The organism is Microbulbifer mixtoriginis (SeqCode) (assembly GCF_052467705.1).
Genome location: NZ_CP174322.1, coordinates 2,073,138 through 2,089,670, shown reverse-complemented (window position 1 = coordinate 2,089,670; position 16,533 = coordinate 2,073,138). Strand labels below are relative to the sequence as shown.

The following is a 16,533-nucleotide window of genomic DNA, read 5'->3' as shown; positions in this document are numbered from 1 at the left end:
CGAAACCACTCTAAATACAAGGTAAGTAAAGCAGGGGCTTATATATTATTTATCATTCTCCATGGCAGAAAGAAACTGATCGAGCACCTGATTAAACTCTCTAGGTCTCTCCCAAAACATCATGTGTTTCCCCATATAAACAGCAGTGGCTGATGGTGTATTGGCCTTGATCCATTTATCCGCAACACTTTTAACTTCCTCTCTCACGACATACAGTAGGGGCAATTTACCTTCCAATGCTACAAGATCATCACTATAGTCCAGGTAAAACCCGGTCGCGTTGGTAATTGAAGCGACACTACTAGAGGTCTGATTAGCAATTTGGGTAACCCAGGCAACATTTTCCTTTGAAGGGTTTTCAAGCATCCATTTCACAAATTCACTAATTACATTATCTCGATCTTCTATAATGCCCACAGTAAATGAGCGTGAATAGCCGTCCGAATCATCATTTAGATACCAAACCCACTCATCACGGCTTGCTCCCGCTATATCTGGTCCAGTATCAATCATGATCATCGCTTTCAGTTTATCGGAACCAAACTGATTCAAATAGGCCAATTGCTCCGTTACGCCATATGACCAACCTGCCAAGATCACCTTGTCTATATCCAATGTCTCTATTAACTTAGCCAGGTCTCTAGCATGTTGTTGATAGGTGTGCCCCTCGACAGGCTTTGATGATTTGCCCTGCCCACGGGGATCATATGCCAGCGCGCGGTACTTTTTAGAATCTTTAAAGTGGGCAAGTTGATGCTCAAAAACGTCTGCCGACATCATCCAGCCAGGAATAAAAATAATGGCAGTATCACCACTCCCCGATTGTTCATAATAAATAGTGAGGTCTTTATCTATCTCGACTTCTTCTGCAGCCACATCAACCACAGATAAACCAATCCCGATAATTACCATTCTTAAGAAGTTTCGCATTTTCAACACTCTTCCCCACTCCCAATCACGTTGTTAAATCGTCACCCCAATGAAAATTGGGGCATTAAAGCCTGGTAACTTTCTACCGTCAAATTAACTGACTTACTAAGCTGGCATCACTTCAAACTGGCTTGAATAATTAACAATTCCACCTCTTTCGATAAGTCATTAACTAATCCATGGGTTCCAGCTATTTTATTTAAAATTATACCTTCAGCGGAAGCTCGCGTCTTCTCGCCCTCGATAATCAAAGTGCCTTTAGCTTTAAAAATGATATACATCTCCTCAATATCACAATCGGTATGCTCACCCACAGAGCTAAACCGTGGCATCACAACAGGAATAACAAAATCTCATGCTCTATTAAAATCTCTACATTTAAGGGCTTGATATATTTCTACGCCACCCTCTCCGCCGCGCCTCTCCTGTTCAACTTTTTATTGCACGAACAAAAATCAAAAGTCATTTATTTTTCTGATAAAATTGCGTTTCTAAAGATCTCATTTACTCAGCACCTCCTGAACCCCCTACACCCCTCTCGCACCTTTATGTACTTTAATATCAACTAAAGTAAACTAGACACTCTCTCTCAACAAGTTTACAACCCAATTATGTAAAGCATCATGATCTGAACGAGGGTGCCATGCGGCTATAACATCAAACTCTACAGGCTTGTTTTTCAGATTAAGAATGGCAAGGTTTGAATCACTTGCTACCCGATTAGGTAAAAAAGCAAGCATATCTGTTTTCTTGAGATATTGTGGAACCGTGGTAAAACATGGCGTAGACATAACAACATTTCTACGCAAACGGTGCCTTGCAAACCAACCATCAATAATTCCTGCCGCACCAGACTTAAGCGGAGATGCCATAAGATGCGGCTCGGAAGCTATTTCCTCCAAACCTAGCTTCTTCTTTACCAGAGGCGAACTCTTTGCCGTAACGCAGACATAGTAATCAGTAAATAACGTGATAGAGGAGTACAGCTCAGAATTTATATCCGAATCTGCAACGATTAAATCCACCTTGGCTTCACTCATTAACTCTTCCAGTCTGTCTGTAGCAATATCCCGTATTACCACTTTCAAGTTGGGAGCTAACGCTCTGAGTTTAGGCAATAAGCTGGGAAGCACCACTTGCTGGGAATAATCTGTCGCAGCGATGGTATAGGTTTGTGCTATTTTAGATGGCTCAAAAACTGCTGGCTCCAACAATTTATCTAACCCTTGGAGGATCGCATCAACCTTTTTCCCTAAGTTTATTGCTGTCGGCGTTGGAATTAGTCCATTGCTTTTCCGGAGAAAAAGTTCATCACTAAAAATATCTCTCAACTTTTTTAAATGTTCACTAACAGCTTGCTGAGTAAGGCCGACCTGACTTGCGACACGAGATACACTTCTTTCAGATATTAATGCCTGGAATATTCGGAGCTGCTTGACCTCCAATCGATTTATTTGATTCACACTTGTATCTCTTACAAATAAATACTGTTTAACATTGTATCACATTAAAACTAGCATTCTCCTAGTAATTGAGCAGCATCGCATTGCGGAAAATAGCAAATTCTTCATATAAAACAGGTACTTAGAGTGAAAAACGTTATCCTCATTGGCGCACAAGGTAAAATGGGACAGGCCGCTTTAACAGGGTTAAGCAGCCACAGGGTTATCACAGCAAGTCGTTCGGGCAAGGGATGTGACCATCAGGTTGATATTACTGATGAAGAGTCTATCAGACGACTGTTTGAGACAGTGGGTGACTTCGATGCTGTCGTAAACACCGTTGGTTTCTGTGAATACGCAAACTTTGTCGATATGACTGAGCAACAGTGGATGACAACAGTAATGAGCAAGATGATGGGACAAATCAATCTTGTAAGAATCGGTCAAGAGTATATCGCCGATAAAGGATCCTTTACGCTAATATCCGGCATTCTAAACATCAAGCCAATCCCCATGGCAATTGCGGATGCAACAACCAGTGGAGCAATTGATACCTTTGTTAAATGTGTTGCTTATGAACTCCCCAGGGGAATTCGAATCAATGCTGTTAATCCGACGGTATTGGAAGAAGCCTGGGATGTCTACGGTGATATGATGCCAGGCTTTGAGCCCGTACCGGGGCACCTGGTCGGAAAAGCTTTTGAACGTTCAGTCGATGGATTTATAACTGGTGAAGTAATCTTCGTTGATGCCTAGCCGGGGGGGGAGCCCCCTTTCTTGCGTGAAGGAACTAATTATAATCGTGAAGCGGGCCTCCTGAAACTTCTATAAGTATCCTTCACGGATTGGTACAATTTATGCTGCTACGAATCTTCTATTGCAGACTTATGGGAACCATAAAAGATATCATTCACTTTCAGATATCTTACACAAATCTTAATACGTTAAGGTAATCCACAATATTCTTGATACTTATTCTCAGTCATATTTCACCTTCAGAGGCAACAATTACAGAGATTAAAATATTTATAGATGGTAATTGGAGCATGTAGAATTGTAAGCATAAATTTATTTGAAAAATAAGAAGATGATCAGGCAGGGCGCACTTTTAATTGAGAGTCATTGCAATGTAACGCCTCACATTATTAACCAATTTAAACAGGCTATTTCTTACAAAAAATAAGAATCAGTTAACCATTAATTTTTCAGGCTCAAACTCTTATTATTAAGCAAGCCAAAGCTTCCTTATAATTTACAATGAGATAACTGCATCACACTGACTTAACGGCCACATACTTCAATACTCTTTATAGTTAAAAATAAATTAGAAAAATACTTAAAAGATAATGTGGCCAACTTAAAGGAATCCACACTTTGACTGGGCAAAGTTCAATTCATTGTTTTTGACGTAGTCCGAATGCTACGAAGCCTCTTTTTAGCTTCATCCAAAAAAGAAGCACTCATTCCTCGCCCAGCATCCGAAGCATATATCCCCGCACTCAACACAATAGCTGCGCCAATCAGTGTGAGCTCATCTGGCAGTTCGTCAAATAAAATAAAGCCTATTACAATAGCCCAAAACAACAAAGTATAGCTAAAAGGCTGCAAAGTTGAAGCCTGAGCATAGGTAAGAGCTTTAATCAACAAATAATGACCCATTGCACCAAGCAGCCCATTAAGTATTAATAGTTGCCAGCCAATCGACGTCGGCTCTACCCAGTTAAAGGGAGCAAGTCCGCCAAATACAATGAGACCTATAAGGGCCGTATAAAAGACTGTTGTAGCGGAACTATCAAATTGGCTGACGCTGCGAGAAAGGACTTGATAGGATGCCCATAAAATAGCTCCACTGATCGGCATGACAACATACCAGCTCATAACACCCAATCCAGGGCGAATGATAATCAAAGCACCTATAAAGCCAATAACAACGGCAATCCAGCTTCTTCGGTCTACCTTCTCCCCAAGAAACCATCCAGCCATTAGTATGGCGAACAATGGGGCCATTGCAGCGATAGCATGGACATCAGCTAATGGCATCATGCTAAAGGCAAGTATAAATACCGTAACCTCAACCACAAGTAAAAGCGACCTTAAAACTTGAGTACCCCAAATATTACTTCGAACTTGCTTGAGATCACCTTTGAGTGAAGCTATGAGCATTACAACAATAAAAAAAATTGCAAATCGAACAGCCATAATTTGCACAATAGGATAGGTTTGAACAAGTAGTTTACCGGTTGCATCCATACCAGCTATACAGAGCATAGCTGCAATACTGAGAAGTATTCCTCGACTGCTTTTTACCTTCAATTTTCTATATCCATCAATAAAAATTAATACCCAAAAGAAAACACTTTCATCCAACACCCTCCCATACAATTTCAACCTTTTAAAACTTCACCAAGAAAGTCACGAACAAAATGTAATAAAAATTATATCTAGCGATCACCAACTTAAAACATCAACAGATCACCTAGCAAGCTTAGGGAGAGCTATTTTAATGTAGATACCACCTTTATTCAGGTTATACGAAATTTCTCATATTACCTCAAATTTTGAACCCAAGTAAACCATATCCTAGCTCTCAGCATCTTATTAGTTTTGTCGAATTTTTAAACAGTAAAAGAGACAATTTTACCAAGGCCAAACTCTTTGGTTTTTCACTTGAGAAATTACTGAACTGGCGCATCACAAAATTCAACCCCCTTATTTTCGTGCAAATGGGACACTTTGCTTTTACTACACTCTTGATAAAACAGCCTAACACATACTCTTTGTAAAGCGACGTCTGCCCTAGAATACTGAGATGGACCGTTTTAAATTAAATGCCTCCACCAGAGGCACTTAGCTCAACCTAGATCGGAAGCATTTTTTCTTTATGTGTAGACATAAGGCGACACAATCACACTTGATTTTGCAATGCTAAACAATCCTTGAGTATCAACTCTTTTTTCATGTTATTTTAAAGCTCAAAATGTTCTTCCGAGAGCTGTATACCAGTTTTTACCTGCAAGCATTTCACCTGCCTCTATTAAATACCGGATATCTTTAGTATCAATATATTTCTGACATAAACCTCCAATCTCACTATTTTTCAATTCATCTGGAAGTTTTTCCCAATCTCTTAGGTCATTATGTACTAGGGAGTAAAAAGCAAATGTGATCGCTCTCCAATCTTCTTTATTGGATTTCATCAGGTAAAGATTCTTTTCCATGGGTAAGTTTTATACATAACGCTCGCAGCACGAGAAAAAACGAAGGCATAAAAACTGCAAACGGCATTATCGCGCCCCACCTTCTTCCTTCCTTCATATTCTTGTTCACCTCCAAGCTATAGAAAAAAGCAATGGACCCAACTGCCAACGCGGTGATACCAGATATTAAAAATAAGATGTAGCTGACTAAGGCTATTCCTTCTGTACTCATGATCACCTATCGCCTGCTGGACAGGCGGGAAAGCTGCACAGCGATTTGGAGATCCAAGACACGAAGTGGCCGGTTGTGCTGGCGCTTGTTAAACATTTTAATCATCAGGACCATACATATCAAAATCTACTTCAACTCCACGCTGCCCCAACGCAAGCAGCGCTTCTGAACTTATACTTATACCTTCCATCGAGCGCTCCATGAAGAAACCACAAAATAAATCTAACCTATATTTCTCTGAGAGTTTTTTCCAAAATTCCAGATCATGAGTTAACTTATTTAGAATTTCGAATATTTGAGAATCTAAATCACCTGGCACTTTTTCATTAGCTTCAATACGCCACATTCCAGACCTTGCTATGCGTGGTTTTCCACTACGCATCCACGAAAATGGCTCACCTTTAATCATCTTCGCTGTAGGCTCACTGCCTAATAACTCACTGATTTCTTCAGGTAATAATTCATCTCCGATAACCCTCAAGCTTGCTTTAGTTTTTGATAGAGTCGCCATGATTTTATGTATATCTAACACCCCAAGATGGGGCAATAACAAGTGGGCCATAATACAGAACGGAGTGACGGGAGCCCACGTATAATTTTCCCGCTTACTTGGTTTGTTAGCTGCTCTTCGCCAAGGCCAATTTAGTGCCAAATCCAATAAATACAACACCCGTAATAGAGTTTAACCAAGTTTTGAATTTAGGGTGGCTGGTAGTATTTTTTACCTTGGTTAAAGTGAAGACCATAGCCGAAAACCATACAACATTAACCAGTGAGTGTGCAGTAACAAGAGAGTATGCACTGAAAGCACTGCCATCTACGGGAATAAATTGCGGAAAAGCAGCGAGATAGAAGATTGATACTTTAGGGTTAAGAGTATTAGTTAAAAAGCCTTCAAAAAAAGCCCCTTTTATAGATGTTGGCTTTATTTGCAATACTGCCTCTAAGTTATTTTCAGCTGTGCTTTTACTTATAGCATTTCTAAGCGATTTTAACCCCAACCAAATTAAATATGTTGCGCCCAGCATTTTAAAAACAAGAAAGGTGTTTGCAGATTGCACCAAGAGAATAGATATGCCAAATATGGACAGCGTACCATGTACATAGAAAGCAGCCACGAACCCCGCGATATTGGCTAGACCAGCTCGATGCCCTGACAAAGGAACCGTTTTCGTTATGAGGAATCCATTAGGCCCAGGAGAAATCACGAGCAATGTTGCCACAGCAATAAACGTAAAAATATTGTTCCAATCCATTTCAATTCTCCGAAAAAAAGTAAATGCTAAATGGCAGCTAACGCCCAAAGCAGCAACGCGCTTTGGCGCGTCCAGACCGGAGGCCGATGCTGCCTTTGCCTGTTAAGCGCTTTGCCATTGTTCAACTATCTGATTGTATTTTTCGTCTGCTTTACCCTCTGTATCATCGCACGAAAAGTAGACAATACTAAGAGCGCAATACTCACCCGTATGATTCTTTATTTTTGCCATTAGCTCTATAGCACGCTCAACGGGTAGTTCTTCGTTTGCTAGAAGTGCTGACGCAGCCTCTTTCACCTGAGGCAGAAGTTCATGAGAGAACCCTTTGCTCCAATGGTTAAAAAGTGTCTCTTTAGTCACCTTATTGACTTCACTAGGCGAACGAACTATTTCGTGAAGAACCATAAACGTAGCATTTGCTGATATGGTTCTTCCTTGTAAGATCAGCTCAATAGCTTTCTCTTTGTCATTGTATGGAAAGCTAAAGTCAATTGATTCTATAAATTCTTGTTCAGTCATAATTGACGCTTAACGCCCAAAGCAGGGGCGGCTTACCTTATACACTTTTTGTATGAAAATGGGAGCGAAACGACCACGTAAAACATGCATGAGATAAGACGTCCCGCGGAGGCCCGAAGAGCCGTAGCCTAGCTGCCTGTAATTGTTATGCTGGGCTAGAACCACTGTACACCGCCTTTTTTCCGCAATTACCTTTCGGGTCCTGAGAGAGAGTTGAGAGCGTTACTGCTTCAGAATGTTCCTGGCTGTACGTTACTGTTGAAATTAAGCCGTTTTTATGAGGCTTGTACTTTAGATTGGTCCGAATAAGGTGCCTTCCTGTATCCAAGGAATACGAAAACGATACCCATTTAAGTGGCCAGCCTTCGACTTCATATGGAAAAGTAGCTACTAACTTGACCAATGGACCCCCACTTTGAGGCACTTCCTTAAACTTTACAGAGTTACTTTCAAATGAGCGCAAGCATGACGTGATAACTCCTGAAGATAAAGTACCTAAAATACCAACAAGGATTAATAAAAAAATTCTCTTCATTCTCAACTCAAGAGTAACGTCCAAATAACCAGCAACCAGTGGCGAAGCCACGCTTTTGAATGGCTGACACCGTAAGCGCAAAGTTCACTTTCTTATTATTTATGATTACGTTTTGCAAGGATTTTTGACCAAATAAATTGAAGTAAGCTACGAATAGCGATGACTATGATAAATATTAATACTGACAGCCCCAGTGCAACGTTATCACTTACAATACCAGCATCATAGATAGGATCACTTTCACGCTCGATCTGTATAAAGAACATAATCCATAAGAAAAACCATGCAGCCAAGCAATAGGCTAGTAATTTCTTTCCCCATGGAATTACTAATGGTGCAAAGACCACTACTACGAATATGCCTAGAATCAAATATGCCATGAAGTCCATTTACAGATAACGCCTCAAACAGCGGCAGATTTACAGCATCAAAGCTACGGAAAACTGCCCAGTCCTCGCAGTGGGCGGTGCTGCTCTAATTTATTATGCGCTAACTGCATACATTAGCCAAATACTCTCCAGCTGAGAGTCTGTTTTGTTACCAACATCTAAGATTGCAAAACTAAGTTCACCTTTGCTGCTTGAGTTAAGATATTATACGCGCTCACCAACAGTGATAAATATTGTGCCCTGCTTCATTTCTAGCTTTGCGTTATTTCAGCTTTCTGGGACATCAATTCTAGATTGCTTCCAGCCTGTTTCTCCAGATTCTAGAGCCTGGTTAAGCTCTAAAATTAAGCCGACACTCAGTAGTGGATGAACTTCCTTCATTTCAAATGTAATCTCTTCAGATTTCCATAGCATTTCAGCTTTCACAGAAAGTGGGAGAAGCAAAAGTAATAGTTCTGCAATTGTATTCATCATTTTCATAATTCTCTTGGTACATAACGCCGCCGGCAGGGGCAGCTTACCTTGTGCACTTTTTGGTACTAAGCCAAACCATATCACTATAAATAGGCTGATTGCCGTTTTTACGAATTGTAAACTTGATCATCCCTGACATGGCGGACACCAAAATTACTATGTATTCCATGGGTTCATATAACACTTAACGCCGCCAGCACAGGCCGGAGCACGCAGTGCGTAGGTCCATTGTGCCTTGCTTTGTTATGTTTTTACCTTGATTCATCGTAGTAGAAGGGTAGCTTTGGTGAATCAAAGTCACCCTCTCCGTATTTTTCTTCAATGTGCTCTGGGAGCATGTAACGCATTTTTTCGTGGATTGAGGTATGAAGCAATTTAAAGGCAGCCTGGTCATTCACAGAACCCAGAAACTTCTCAACATCTTCCATCGTTTGGTAGTGTGATGGCTGATGAAAGAACCTTTGATATTCCTGTAAGGTAGTGAACACATACATCAGGTCTTTCAAATTAACCTCTACCTTTTCATCAGGATCGATCGCATCGAAGCCATAGGTTGCGATCTCTTCCAGGTTTTCAGTGTACTCTTTGCTCACTTACTACCTCGTGAAACATAACGCCTCAATGACGGGCAGACAAACCGAAGGTTTGGCTGTCCAGCCGAAGGCGACCGTTGATTGATTTGTTAAGTGTAGCTATATCAAACAACCATCAACTACAAAAAATTTAAAAAATATAAGACAAACTATACCGTAAGATAATAGCCGTTATTAACCATGACAAAATAACAAAGCTGTAATATTAAGATTATTATTCCAGCTTTTATAAACCTATTTTTTTGTTTTACCATCTAGATTTTTTTACAAAAACCGAACAATAAAAAAATATACCTATAGGTATTACAATAAACACACCCAACATTTGAGGTACTACTATATACATACCCGCAAAAGCCTCAAAATGAGGGCTGTAGAAAGTATATACCCCTATTATGTATAGTAATAGAGGCATTATGAATAGGTATGATATGTGAAATGGATTAAATGGTTTCATATAAAACTTTACGCTCGCAGTTGCGGAAAACTTGTAGCGACGAAGGAGTGAAAAGGTTTTCCGACAACCTGCGTTTGTTATGTCTGATGTCACGCCTTACCACTGACTAGCTCCATCGACTTTGCCTGATTTTTTTGCCAAACTTCCTCAAATTCTTTTTGGCTAATTTCAATAGTGCTTTCATTTAGCTCGATAGGTTGATCACAAAGAAAGCCATACTCATCATCAATACAGTCACCCCTATCATATTTCAGAGAATTACCAATTGTATAAACACATATTTGTCTATTGGCGTAGTTATCAGATTCATTGATTTCAAAGTAATACCAAGTTTCTCCCCAGTGATCGAAGTCATCACCTCTGCTTTCATCCCAGTATTCTTTAACGTATTTCATTGTTCTTTCCGACTCCGGTAAACATAACGCCACTATAAAAGGCGCGCGTTAGCGCGTCCAGTGGAGGCCGCTTTTTGGCCGGAACGTTTTTTGATAGCCTTGTTATGTTTTATAGCCATGAACTACGATACCGCCTTCGGTCTCTGTTATTCGAAAGCTACCGATTCTATCTAGAGCCGCAAGGAACGCTTCGATATTTAGCGGACGCTCCTGTAGTGGAGCATTATCATATGCCCGATATGAATAGGCATATGGAATTAGTATGGACTCGATATGCTTATACTCGACAGGTCCTCCAGCACCTTCAACCGGATCATCGATTGCTGACTCCCAGACTTGCTGCAACGATGGTGCATGACCATAAAGGATATTCTCTGTATCAGTAACGCGATACTCAATACCGGAGAAATCCGAGCCATGCTCTGCCATGACCGTAAAAAGCTTACGCCATTTATGATTTGACATTAATGCCGAGGAATACTTTTTCCTCAACGCTTGAATTTTATGTGCGTCCATACTCTCTCGAAAACATAACGGTGGCGTTCACCAGGTAAGGGCGTTCGTTTGGTTGGGTAGCTGGAGGAAGGACGACGCCCTTATTCCGGTGCAACGCGTTGTTATCTGGCTGTTGCCATTTTCCATTGATTGAACGCGTCCGTTAGCTGCGCAGACATCTTTATTCAAGATACTCCATTCTCCAGCGTGCCGGGCCGATGACTTGGGTGACGGCTTTGGCCCCAGCCGAAGCGCCGCTAAAGCTGCCGATAAATGGGGTGGCGCAATCAAAAGTTAAAAGCCAGCCAGCATCGGGCGTGGGGCAGGCAAGATATACTTTGAACGTCTCGCCCGAAGGAATACGGAAGTGCACAACCAAACCGCTGCCGCAGAGAAGTTGTACCACGTCATCGACAGGCGTCCCGTCAGCGCTAATGTTCACATGCATTCGGTCAAAACGCGAAAAGTCCTCCCCTTCCTGTGCGACATACAGTTGCGGATAGGAAACGCCATGGGTCTCGTCCAGTGTGGTCAGCTCTCCGCCTCCGGGAATATGGGGCTCGCGTCCCGCCTGGACGATGATTTCCAGTAGACGTTCACGGGATAGCAGAAAGTGTGGCATCACTTCCGTGACACGCTCCGTCGAAGGTTTGAGATCGGCCAAAAAGGCCTTAAGGTCATTGGAGAGGCCCGACCAATCCTGCCCCCAAATCCGGGCGCCGATCGGCGCCAGCGCTGTGTTGATTTCGTCGAGTGCATACAAGTCAGCTTGCTCGCCGTCGCTTTCTAATCGGATCCCGCTGTCGAGTTTCATTTGAGTCTCGGTCGATTAATGCCCCACTGGTTCAACTTCACGCCAGATAACTCCTGGCGCAACAGCAAAGCACATAGTGCTGAGTCCGGCAGCCAAAGGCTGCGTATTGCCGCCACTTGTATGGTTGTTCTTGTCCGATTCTGATGTTGAAAATCCTTTTCGCTAACGGGTAAATTGAGACCCACCTTCGGCGGCCACCGAAGGCCTTGTTTGTCACAGTTCGTTGCTGCGCCGGTTCATAAAGACCGTTAACAAGTATGAACGTGACAGACACTCACTAGGCATAACTCGAATAGTCATGTGGGCCTCGAGCCCGAATAGCAAGGCGGAGATAGCTTATCTTATGGAACCTCAAGAGATCAATGTCGGTGTCGATACCAGCAGTAAACAACTCGATATTTATGTGAGACCTACTGGCCAGTTCTTTAGTGTTAGCAATAACAAAGAGGGTATTAAAGACGCCATTAAACAACTACAACCGCTTAAACCGCAAAGAGTATTAATTGAGTCCACAGGAAGACTAGAATTAGAATTCGTTTGTGCTGCTCATAAAGCGGGACTGCCGATAGTTGTTTGCAATCCTGCGCAAGTAAGAAACTTTGCAAAGTCAGCGGGACGGCTTGCCAAAACAGATAAGCTGGATGCAATTGATATCGCACATTTTGGTGAAGCTATGAAGCCAAGATTGTCATCAATCAAACCAGAAAAACTAAGAAATATTAGTGATTTGCTGACGGTCAGGAACCAGTGCTTAGAGATGAGCACAATGCAAAAGAATCGCCTCAAGAGAATGCCCAAGTCTGTTCACAGGCCCATTCAGGCTATCTTAAAAGCCATCAAGAAAGAGCTAGAAGGAGTCGATAAGCAACTTGATAAACTTGTTAATAGTGTTGCCGAGTGGCGACAAAAACGCGATCTCTTATTAAGCGCTAAAGGAGTCGGCAATGTACTGGCTTACACGCTAATGAGCGAACTTCCTGAGCTGGGCAAGTTGAACCGCAAAGAGATTGCGGCACTTGTGGGTATCGCCCCGATGAATCGTGATAGCGGCAGCTTCCAGGGTAAGCGCTATATTCGAGGTGGGCGACATCGTGTACGCACGGTTTTGTTTGTTTCTATGATGTCGGCAATACAATGCCACCCTAAATTAAAGCCAATGTATGAGCGCCTGGTCGCTGCTGGTAAACCAAAGAAAGTAGCCCTTATCGCATGTATGAGGAAGCAACTTACCATTCTAAATACGATGGTAAAAAACAACACTTACTGGGATGAAAAAATGGCTTAAATACTTGACAAAGGACCATAGTCACTTGTTATGTATTATTTGTACCCCCGCATGGTGTACACCTCATTACCACCCAATACAGGTCGTTGTTTATTTACCAGTGCGACACCCCCTTGCTTAATCGGAAAATCATTACTCCAATGAACAAATACCTTTTTTCCGTTTTTCAAGTGAGCCTCGACAAGTAGAGTACCTGAGCCACGCACTGTGTATGTTGTAGCCACACAGCAAATAGTCACTTCCATTTCTTTGGCGTTTTCTTGGAAGAATAGTGGAACCAAAATTAATGAAAATACGGAAAGTACTACACCTACAGCCATTGCAAATGCGTGATCAGCTTTTTTTAATACTTCTTTATTTTTTTCTGTCATAGCTCAAGATACATAACGCCCACGGCAGGGGCGGCTTACCTTATGTGCGGTTTGCGCGAAAATGGGAGCGCAGCGACCCGCGCAAAACGTGCATAAGGTAAGCCGTCCCGCGGAGGCCCGGAGGGCCAGCTTCACTGCCCGTGATTGTTATGTACACTTGGCACCCAGCTCGATCGGATGCTCCTTCAACCACTGTGCGTCATTTGCTTTGGTTGTGAAGTTCCACTGCGTTTCATGAGTAATACTACTATCTATGAGCAATTTCAGTGAGGCTACCCTTCTGCACTTAACACGATAGTAGCTGAGCACGTGAACGACATTGTCCAGATGTTCTCTGTTTAGAAGTTCTGGAGCGGCCCTGATTCCAATGCCGTTCTCATACACCAGTGGCTGATATTGACTCATTTCATCAGCAATAGCTGTTACCGAAATTGCTAGAAGTAGTGACAGTGCTAAGAATTTCATTTCAGTACATAACGTCTTACTAAACGGCAGCCGGAACATAGTGTAGGCTGTCCGGTGGAGGGCGCGATTTGTGCGCCCGGAACAAATTTCAGCAATTTGTTAGGTGTTTCTGGCACGATCTACCCTCTCGATTAACTCAGTTACAATGGGATTTTTTGAAAATGGGTTTAGCCTCATTGGGGGGTTAAACGCCAGCTCTTTGCCTATGGCACCACCTGAACGGACATGTAAAATAATCCTTTCTGGTGAGCTCATTTGGTTGTAGCTAATGTTAACAATATCTTTGAGAAGAACTTTTTGCTCCTTCCCTCCTTTTCGGAAGAGTAATGAATCACCATCATCATAGACTTCGTCAGCTAGATCCCAGAGTAGATTTTTGAAGAAGAAAAAGCCAAAGGCAGCCATGAACACTGGCATGACCAAAAACATCAATGACTCTTTGGCTGCCCCAGCTATTAACGAGGTGAGCAAAAATAATGTAAGAAACCCAAACCATATACTTGGGAAAAGCTTCTTAAAATAGAATGTTGTTCCAGATATTTTCTTCATACAATCTCTGATACCTAAACGCCAAGCTAAGCGGCGTGCGTAGCACGTCCGGTGTAGGCCGCAGGCCGGAACGCACTGCAGCGCCTTGTTATAAGGATTTTAATGGCAAGGTGAATAAATAGTCCACACTACCTTTGGCATATAGCCTAACAACCATTTTTGTAACAATAGACTTATTCACACGAACACCTATAAACCTTTTTTCCAGTCCTGGGGCGTGTTGAATTGTGGACACACCTTCCGAGAATTGAGTTATTAGTCGGTCCCCTGAATACAGTTCTATACTCGCACTTGTCACTGAGTTCCCATCTATACCAGCAGTAACATCTATGACAACATCACCGCCCTCATGCTCAGATACGTCAATGTATCTAGGTGTGACCAATTTATTGATAACTGAAAAATTCTCTAAGATCTCGACCTTTCGGTCTGGCACGGTGACGATCGTACGAGCTGTGACATCTACAGACATCGATAAAAGAACCAATGTATATATTAAAGCTCTCAAGCTAGATCCTTATAACGTTGCCAGCAAGGGCAGCCGAAGCAGAGCGTAGGCTGTCCAGCCCAGCCTCCGGCTGGGCGAGCTTGCCTGGCCTGGTTATAGCTGGCGCGCTCTGAACAACCTACTTGCTCTTTGCCAGCCACCTTTGGCTGGCTACTGCCCGATAAATTTACTGGGAAAATACCATACTTTCCCCACCAATTAACTAACTGACTGGCACTCCACAATGCTGCTGCTAGCTTGCAGAAATTGTTGGCTTAAAACGAAGGCACTTGAGCGGAACTGCGGTGCCAACTTGCAGGGAAACTCTCCGGAGAAATGTGCTCAGAAAGAGATTGGTGCTTGCAGCAACTTCAAACTACCTAAAAAATGACCGCCACAATAACGCTGTTAGCACAGGCCGGAGCACGCAGTGCGGAGGTCCAGCCCCGAAGGGGCGATTGTGCCTGGCCTTGTATGGTTGTTCTTGCCCGATTCTGATGTTGAAAATCCTTTTCGCTAACGGGTAAATTGAGACCCACCTTCGGCGGCCACCGAAGGCCTTGTTTATCACAGTTCGCTGCCTGGCCGGTTCGTAAAAGACCGATAACAAGTATGAACGTGATAAGCACTCACTAGGCATAACTCGAATAGTCATGTGGGCCTCGAGCCCGAATAGCAAGGCGGAGATAGCTTATCTTATGGAACCTCAAGAGATCAATGTCGGTATCGATACCAGCAGTAAACAACTCGATATTTATGTGAGACCTACTGGCCAATTCTTTAGTGTTACCAATGATAAAAATGGTATTAAGGATGCCATTAAACAACTACAACCTCTTAAACCTGAAAGAGTATTGATCGAGTCCACAGGAAGGCTAGAATTAGAATTTGTCTGTGCTGCTTATAAAGGGGGACTGCCGATAGTTGTTTGCAATCCTTTACAAGTAAGAAACTTTGCAAAGTCAGCGGGGCGACTCGCCAAAACAGATAAGCTAGATGCAATTGATATCGCACATTTTGGTGAAGCAATGAAGCCAAGATTGTCATCAATCAAACCAGAAAAACTTAGAAATATTAGTGACTTACTGACGGTCAGGAACCAGTGCTTAGAGATGAGTACAATGCAAAAGAATCGTCTCAAGAGAATGCCCAAATCTGTTCACAAGCCCATTCAAGCTATCTTAAAAGCCATCAAGAAAGAGCTAGAAGGGGTCGATAAGCAACTTGATAAACTTGTTAACAGTGTTGCCGAGTGGCGACAAAAACGCGATTTCCTATTAAGTGCTAAAGGAGTCGGCAATGTACTGGCTTACACGCTAATGAGCGAACTTCCTGAGCTAGGAAAATTGAACCGTAAAGAAATCGCTGCACTTGTGGGTATCGCCCCGATGAATCGTGATAGCGGCAGCTTCCAGGGTAAGCGCTATATTCGAGGTGGGCGACATCGTGTACGCACAGTTTTGTTTGTTTCTATGATGTCGGCAATACAATGCCACCCTAAATTAAAGCCAATGTATGAGCGCCTGGTCGCTGCTGGTAAACCAAAGAAAGTAGCCCTTATCGCATGTATGAGGAAGCAACTTACCATTCTAATACGATGGTAAAAAACAACACTTACTGGGATGAAAAAATGGCTTAAATACTTGAC

General features: G+C 42.5%; 21 protein-coding genes and 1 pseudogene. 3 read left to right on the top strand and 19 right to left on the bottom strand.

Annotated elements, in window-relative coordinates; genetic code table 11:
• Positions 1–45: 45 nt before the first annotated feature.
• The 3 genes from ACJJIB_RS09410 to ACJJIB_RS09400 all read right to left on the bottom strand — a co-directional run bounded on the left by ACJJIB_RS09410 (position 46) and on the right by ACJJIB_RS09400 (position 2,393).
• On the bottom strand, positions 46–930 hold the full coding sequence (locus ACJJIB_RS09410) for an alpha/beta fold hydrolase (RefSeq protein WP_444888922.1): 885 nt from the start codon (positions 928–930) through the stop codon (positions 46–48).
• A 116-nt stretch (positions 931–1,046) separates the two neighbouring features.
• Positions 1,047–1,244 carry a hypothetical protein gene (locus ACJJIB_RS09405; protein ID WP_444888670.1) on the bottom strand — a complete coding sequence of 66 codons (198 nt, stop codon included), beginning with the start codon at positions 1,242–1,244 and terminating at the stop codon, positions 1,047–1,049.
• 261 nt (positions 1,245–1,505) lie between these two features.
• Positions 1,506–2,393: a LysR family transcriptional regulator gene (locus ACJJIB_RS09400; protein WP_444888669.1), complete on the bottom strand. Its 888-nt coding sequence runs from the start codon at positions 2,391–2,393 to the stop codon at positions 1,506–1,508.
• A 126-nt stretch (positions 2,394–2,519) separates the two neighbouring features.
• On the opposite strand from ACJJIB_RS09400, the gene ACJJIB_RS09395 reads away from it, so the two are divergent.
• Entirely contained in the window at positions 2,520–3,128 is a 609-nt protein-coding gene (locus ACJJIB_RS09395) for a short chain dehydrogenase (RefSeq protein ID WP_444888668.1), read from the top strand.
• 633 nt (positions 3,129–3,761) lie between these two features.
• On the opposite strand, the gene ACJJIB_RS09390 is transcribed toward ACJJIB_RS09395, so the two are convergent.
• From ACJJIB_RS09390 to ACJJIB_RS09330, 13 genes are all read right to left on the bottom strand, one after another.
• Complete coding sequence (locus tag ACJJIB_RS09390; RefSeq protein ID WP_444888667.1) at positions 3,762–4,739, bottom strand: DMT family transporter; 978 nt, start codon at positions 4,737–4,739, stop codon at positions 3,762–3,764.
• Positions 4,740–5,344: 605 nt separating this feature from the next.
• Positions 5,345–5,569: a hypothetical protein gene (locus ACJJIB_RS09385; protein WP_444888666.1), complete on the bottom strand. Its 225-nt coding sequence runs from the start codon at positions 5,567–5,569 to the stop codon at positions 5,345–5,347.
• Positions 5,556–5,801: a hypothetical protein gene (locus tag ACJJIB_RS09380; protein WP_444888665.1), complete on the bottom strand. Its 246-nt coding sequence runs from the start codon at positions 5,799–5,801 to the stop codon at positions 5,556–5,558. Before ACJJIB_RS09380 ends, ACJJIB_RS09385 begins: the two co-directional genes overlap by 14 nt.
• 97 nt (positions 5,802–5,898) lie before the next feature.
• Complete coding sequence (locus ACJJIB_RS09375; RefSeq protein WP_444888664.1) at positions 5,899–6,312, bottom strand: DUF4279 domain-containing protein; 414 nt, start codon at positions 6,310–6,312, stop codon at positions 5,899–5,901.
• Positions 6,313–6,418: 106 nt separating this feature from the next.
• Positions 6,419–7,057, bottom strand: coding sequence for a LysE family translocator (locus ACJJIB_RS09370; RefSeq protein WP_444888663.1), 639 nt, complete (start codon positions 7,055–7,057; stop codon positions 6,419–6,421).
• A 102-nt stretch (positions 7,058–7,159) separates the two neighbouring features.
• Positions 7,160–7,576, bottom strand: a complete 417-nt coding sequence (locus tag ACJJIB_RS09365) for a hypothetical protein (protein WP_444888662.1) — start codon at positions 7,574–7,576, stop codon at positions 7,160–7,162.
• 145 nt (positions 7,577–7,721) lie between these two features.
• Complete coding sequence (locus ACJJIB_RS09360) at positions 7,722–8,111, bottom strand: hypothetical protein (protein WP_444888661.1); 390 nt, start codon at positions 8,109–8,111, stop codon at positions 7,722–7,724.
• A 95-nt stretch (positions 8,112–8,206) separates the two neighbouring features.
• A complete protein-coding gene (locus tag ACJJIB_RS09355) occupies positions 8,207–8,491 on the bottom strand; it encodes a hypothetical protein (RefSeq protein WP_444888660.1) in 285 nt (94 codons plus the stop codon).
• A 276-nt stretch (positions 8,492–8,767) separates the two neighbouring features.
• Entirely contained in the window at positions 8,768–8,980 is a 213-nt protein-coding gene (locus tag ACJJIB_RS09350; RefSeq protein WP_444888659.1) for a hypothetical protein, read from the bottom strand.
• Positions 8,981–9,225: 245 nt separating this feature from the next.
• The gene (locus tag ACJJIB_RS09345; protein WP_444888658.1) at positions 9,226–9,567 is read right to left on the bottom strand and encodes a hypothetical protein; all 342 of its coding nucleotides are present in this window, start codon (positions 9,565–9,567) and stop codon (positions 9,226–9,228) included.
• 546 nt (positions 9,568–10,113) lie between these two features.
• Positions 10,114–10,419 carry a hypothetical protein gene (locus ACJJIB_RS09340; RefSeq protein ID WP_444888657.1) on the bottom strand — a complete coding sequence of 102 codons (306 nt, stop codon included), beginning with the start codon at positions 10,417–10,419 and terminating at the stop codon, positions 10,114–10,116.
• Positions 10,420–10,521: 102 nt separating this feature from the next.
• Entirely contained in the window at positions 10,522–10,935 is a 414-nt protein-coding gene (locus ACJJIB_RS09335) for a hypothetical protein (RefSeq protein WP_444888656.1), read from the bottom strand.
• Between the two features lie 160 nt (positions 10,936–11,095).
• Positions 11,096–11,728 carry a hypothetical protein gene (locus tag ACJJIB_RS09330; RefSeq protein ID WP_444888655.1) on the bottom strand — a complete coding sequence of 211 codons (633 nt, stop codon included), beginning with the start codon at positions 11,726–11,728 and terminating at the stop codon, positions 11,096–11,098.
• A 343-nt stretch (positions 11,729–12,071) separates the two neighbouring features.
• On the opposite strand from ACJJIB_RS09330, the gene ACJJIB_RS09325 reads away from it, so the two are divergent.
• Positions 12,072–13,013 carry an IS110 family RNA-guided transposase gene (locus ACJJIB_RS09325; protein ID WP_444886394.1) on the top strand — a complete coding sequence of 314 codons (942 nt, stop codon included), beginning with the start codon at positions 12,072–12,074 and terminating at the stop codon, positions 13,011–13,013.
• A gap of 35 nt (positions 13,014–13,048) precedes the next feature.
• Here ACJJIB_RS09325 and ACJJIB_RS09320 read toward each other — a convergent pair whose 3' ends face one another.
• From ACJJIB_RS09320 to ACJJIB_RS09310, 3 genes are all read right to left on the bottom strand, one after another.
• Positions 13,049–13,384: a hypothetical protein gene (locus ACJJIB_RS09320; protein WP_444888654.1), complete on the bottom strand. Its 336-nt coding sequence runs from the start codon at positions 13,382–13,384 to the stop codon at positions 13,049–13,051.
• A 147-nt stretch (positions 13,385–13,531) separates the two neighbouring features.
• The gene (locus ACJJIB_RS09315) at positions 13,532–13,849 is read right to left on the bottom strand and encodes a hypothetical protein (protein ID WP_444885367.1); all 318 of its coding nucleotides are present in this window, start codon (positions 13,847–13,849) and stop codon (positions 13,532–13,534) included.
• Between the two features lie 99 nt (positions 13,850–13,948).
• A complete protein-coding gene (locus ACJJIB_RS09310) occupies positions 13,949–14,398 on the bottom strand; it encodes a hypothetical protein (RefSeq protein ID WP_444888653.1) in 450 nt (149 codons plus the stop codon).
• Between the two features lie 1,185 nt (positions 14,399–15,583).
• On the opposite strand from ACJJIB_RS09310, the pseudogene ACJJIB_RS09305 reads away from it, so the two are divergent.
• Positions 15,584–16,524 (top strand): annotated as a pseudogene (locus ACJJIB_RS09305) (IS110 family RNA-guided transposase).
• The last annotated feature ends 9 nt before the right edge of the window (positions 16,525–16,533 follow it).

Bases quoted from the DNA above. Each gene is read 5' to 3' on its own strand.
- ACJJIB_RS09410 (WP_444888922.1), bottom strand. From the start codon at position 930: ATGCGAAACTTCTTAAGAATGGTAATTATCGGGATTGGTTTATCTGTG.
- ACJJIB_RS09385 (WP_444888666.1), bottom strand. From the start codon at position 5,569: ATGAAATCCAATAAAGAAGATTGGAGAGCGATCACATTTGCTTTTTAC.
- ACJJIB_RS09380 (WP_444888665.1), bottom strand. From the start codon at position 5,801: ATGAGTACAGAAGGAATAGCCTTAGTCAGCTACATCTTATTTTTAATA.
- ACJJIB_RS09375 (WP_444888664.1), bottom strand. From the start codon at position 6,312: ATGGCGACTCTATCAAAAACTAAAGCAAGCTTGAGGGTTATCGGAGAT.
- ACJJIB_RS09370 (WP_444888663.1), bottom strand. From the start codon at position 7,057: ATGGATTGGAACAATATTTTTACGTTTATTGCTGTGGCAACATTGCTC.
- ACJJIB_RS09365 (WP_444888662.1), bottom strand. From the start codon at position 7,576: ATGACTGAACAAGAATTTATAGAATCAATTGACTTTAGCTTTCCATAC.
- ACJJIB_RS09360 (WP_444888661.1), bottom strand. From the start codon at position 8,111: ATGAAGAGAATTTTTTTATTAATCCTTGTTGGTATTTTAGGTACTTTA.
- ACJJIB_RS09355 (WP_444888660.1), bottom strand. From the start codon at position 8,491: ATGGCATATTTGATTCTAGGCATATTCGTAGTAGTGGTCTTTGCACCA.
- ACJJIB_RS09350 (WP_444888659.1), bottom strand. From the start codon at position 8,980: ATGAAAATGATGAATACAATTGCAGAACTATTACTTTTGCTTCTCCCA.
- ACJJIB_RS09340 (WP_444888657.1), bottom strand. From the start codon at position 10,419: ATGAAATACGTTAAAGAATACTGGGATGAAAGCAGAGGTGATGACTTC.
- ACJJIB_RS09335 (WP_444888656.1), bottom strand. From the start codon at position 10,935: ATGGACGCACATAAAATTCAAGCGTTGAGGAAAAAGTATTCCTCGGCA.
- ACJJIB_RS09330 (WP_444888655.1), bottom strand. From the start codon at position 11,728: ATGAAACTCGACAGCGGGATCCGATTAGAAAGCGACGGCGAGCAAGCT.
- ACJJIB_RS09325 (WP_444886394.1), top strand. From the start codon at position 12,072: ATGGAACCTCAAGAGATCAATGTCGGTGTCGATACCAGCAGTAAACAA.
- ACJJIB_RS09320 (WP_444888654.1), bottom strand. From the start codon at position 13,384: ATGACAGAAAAAAATAAAGAAGTATTAAAAAAAGCTGATCACGCATTT.
- ACJJIB_RS09315 (WP_444885367.1), bottom strand. From the start codon at position 13,849: ATGAAATTCTTAGCACTGTCACTACTTCTAGCAATTTCGGTAACAGCT.
- ACJJIB_RS09310 (WP_444888653.1), bottom strand. From the start codon at position 14,398: ATGAAGAAAATATCTGGAACAACATTCTATTTTAAGAAGCTTTTCCCA.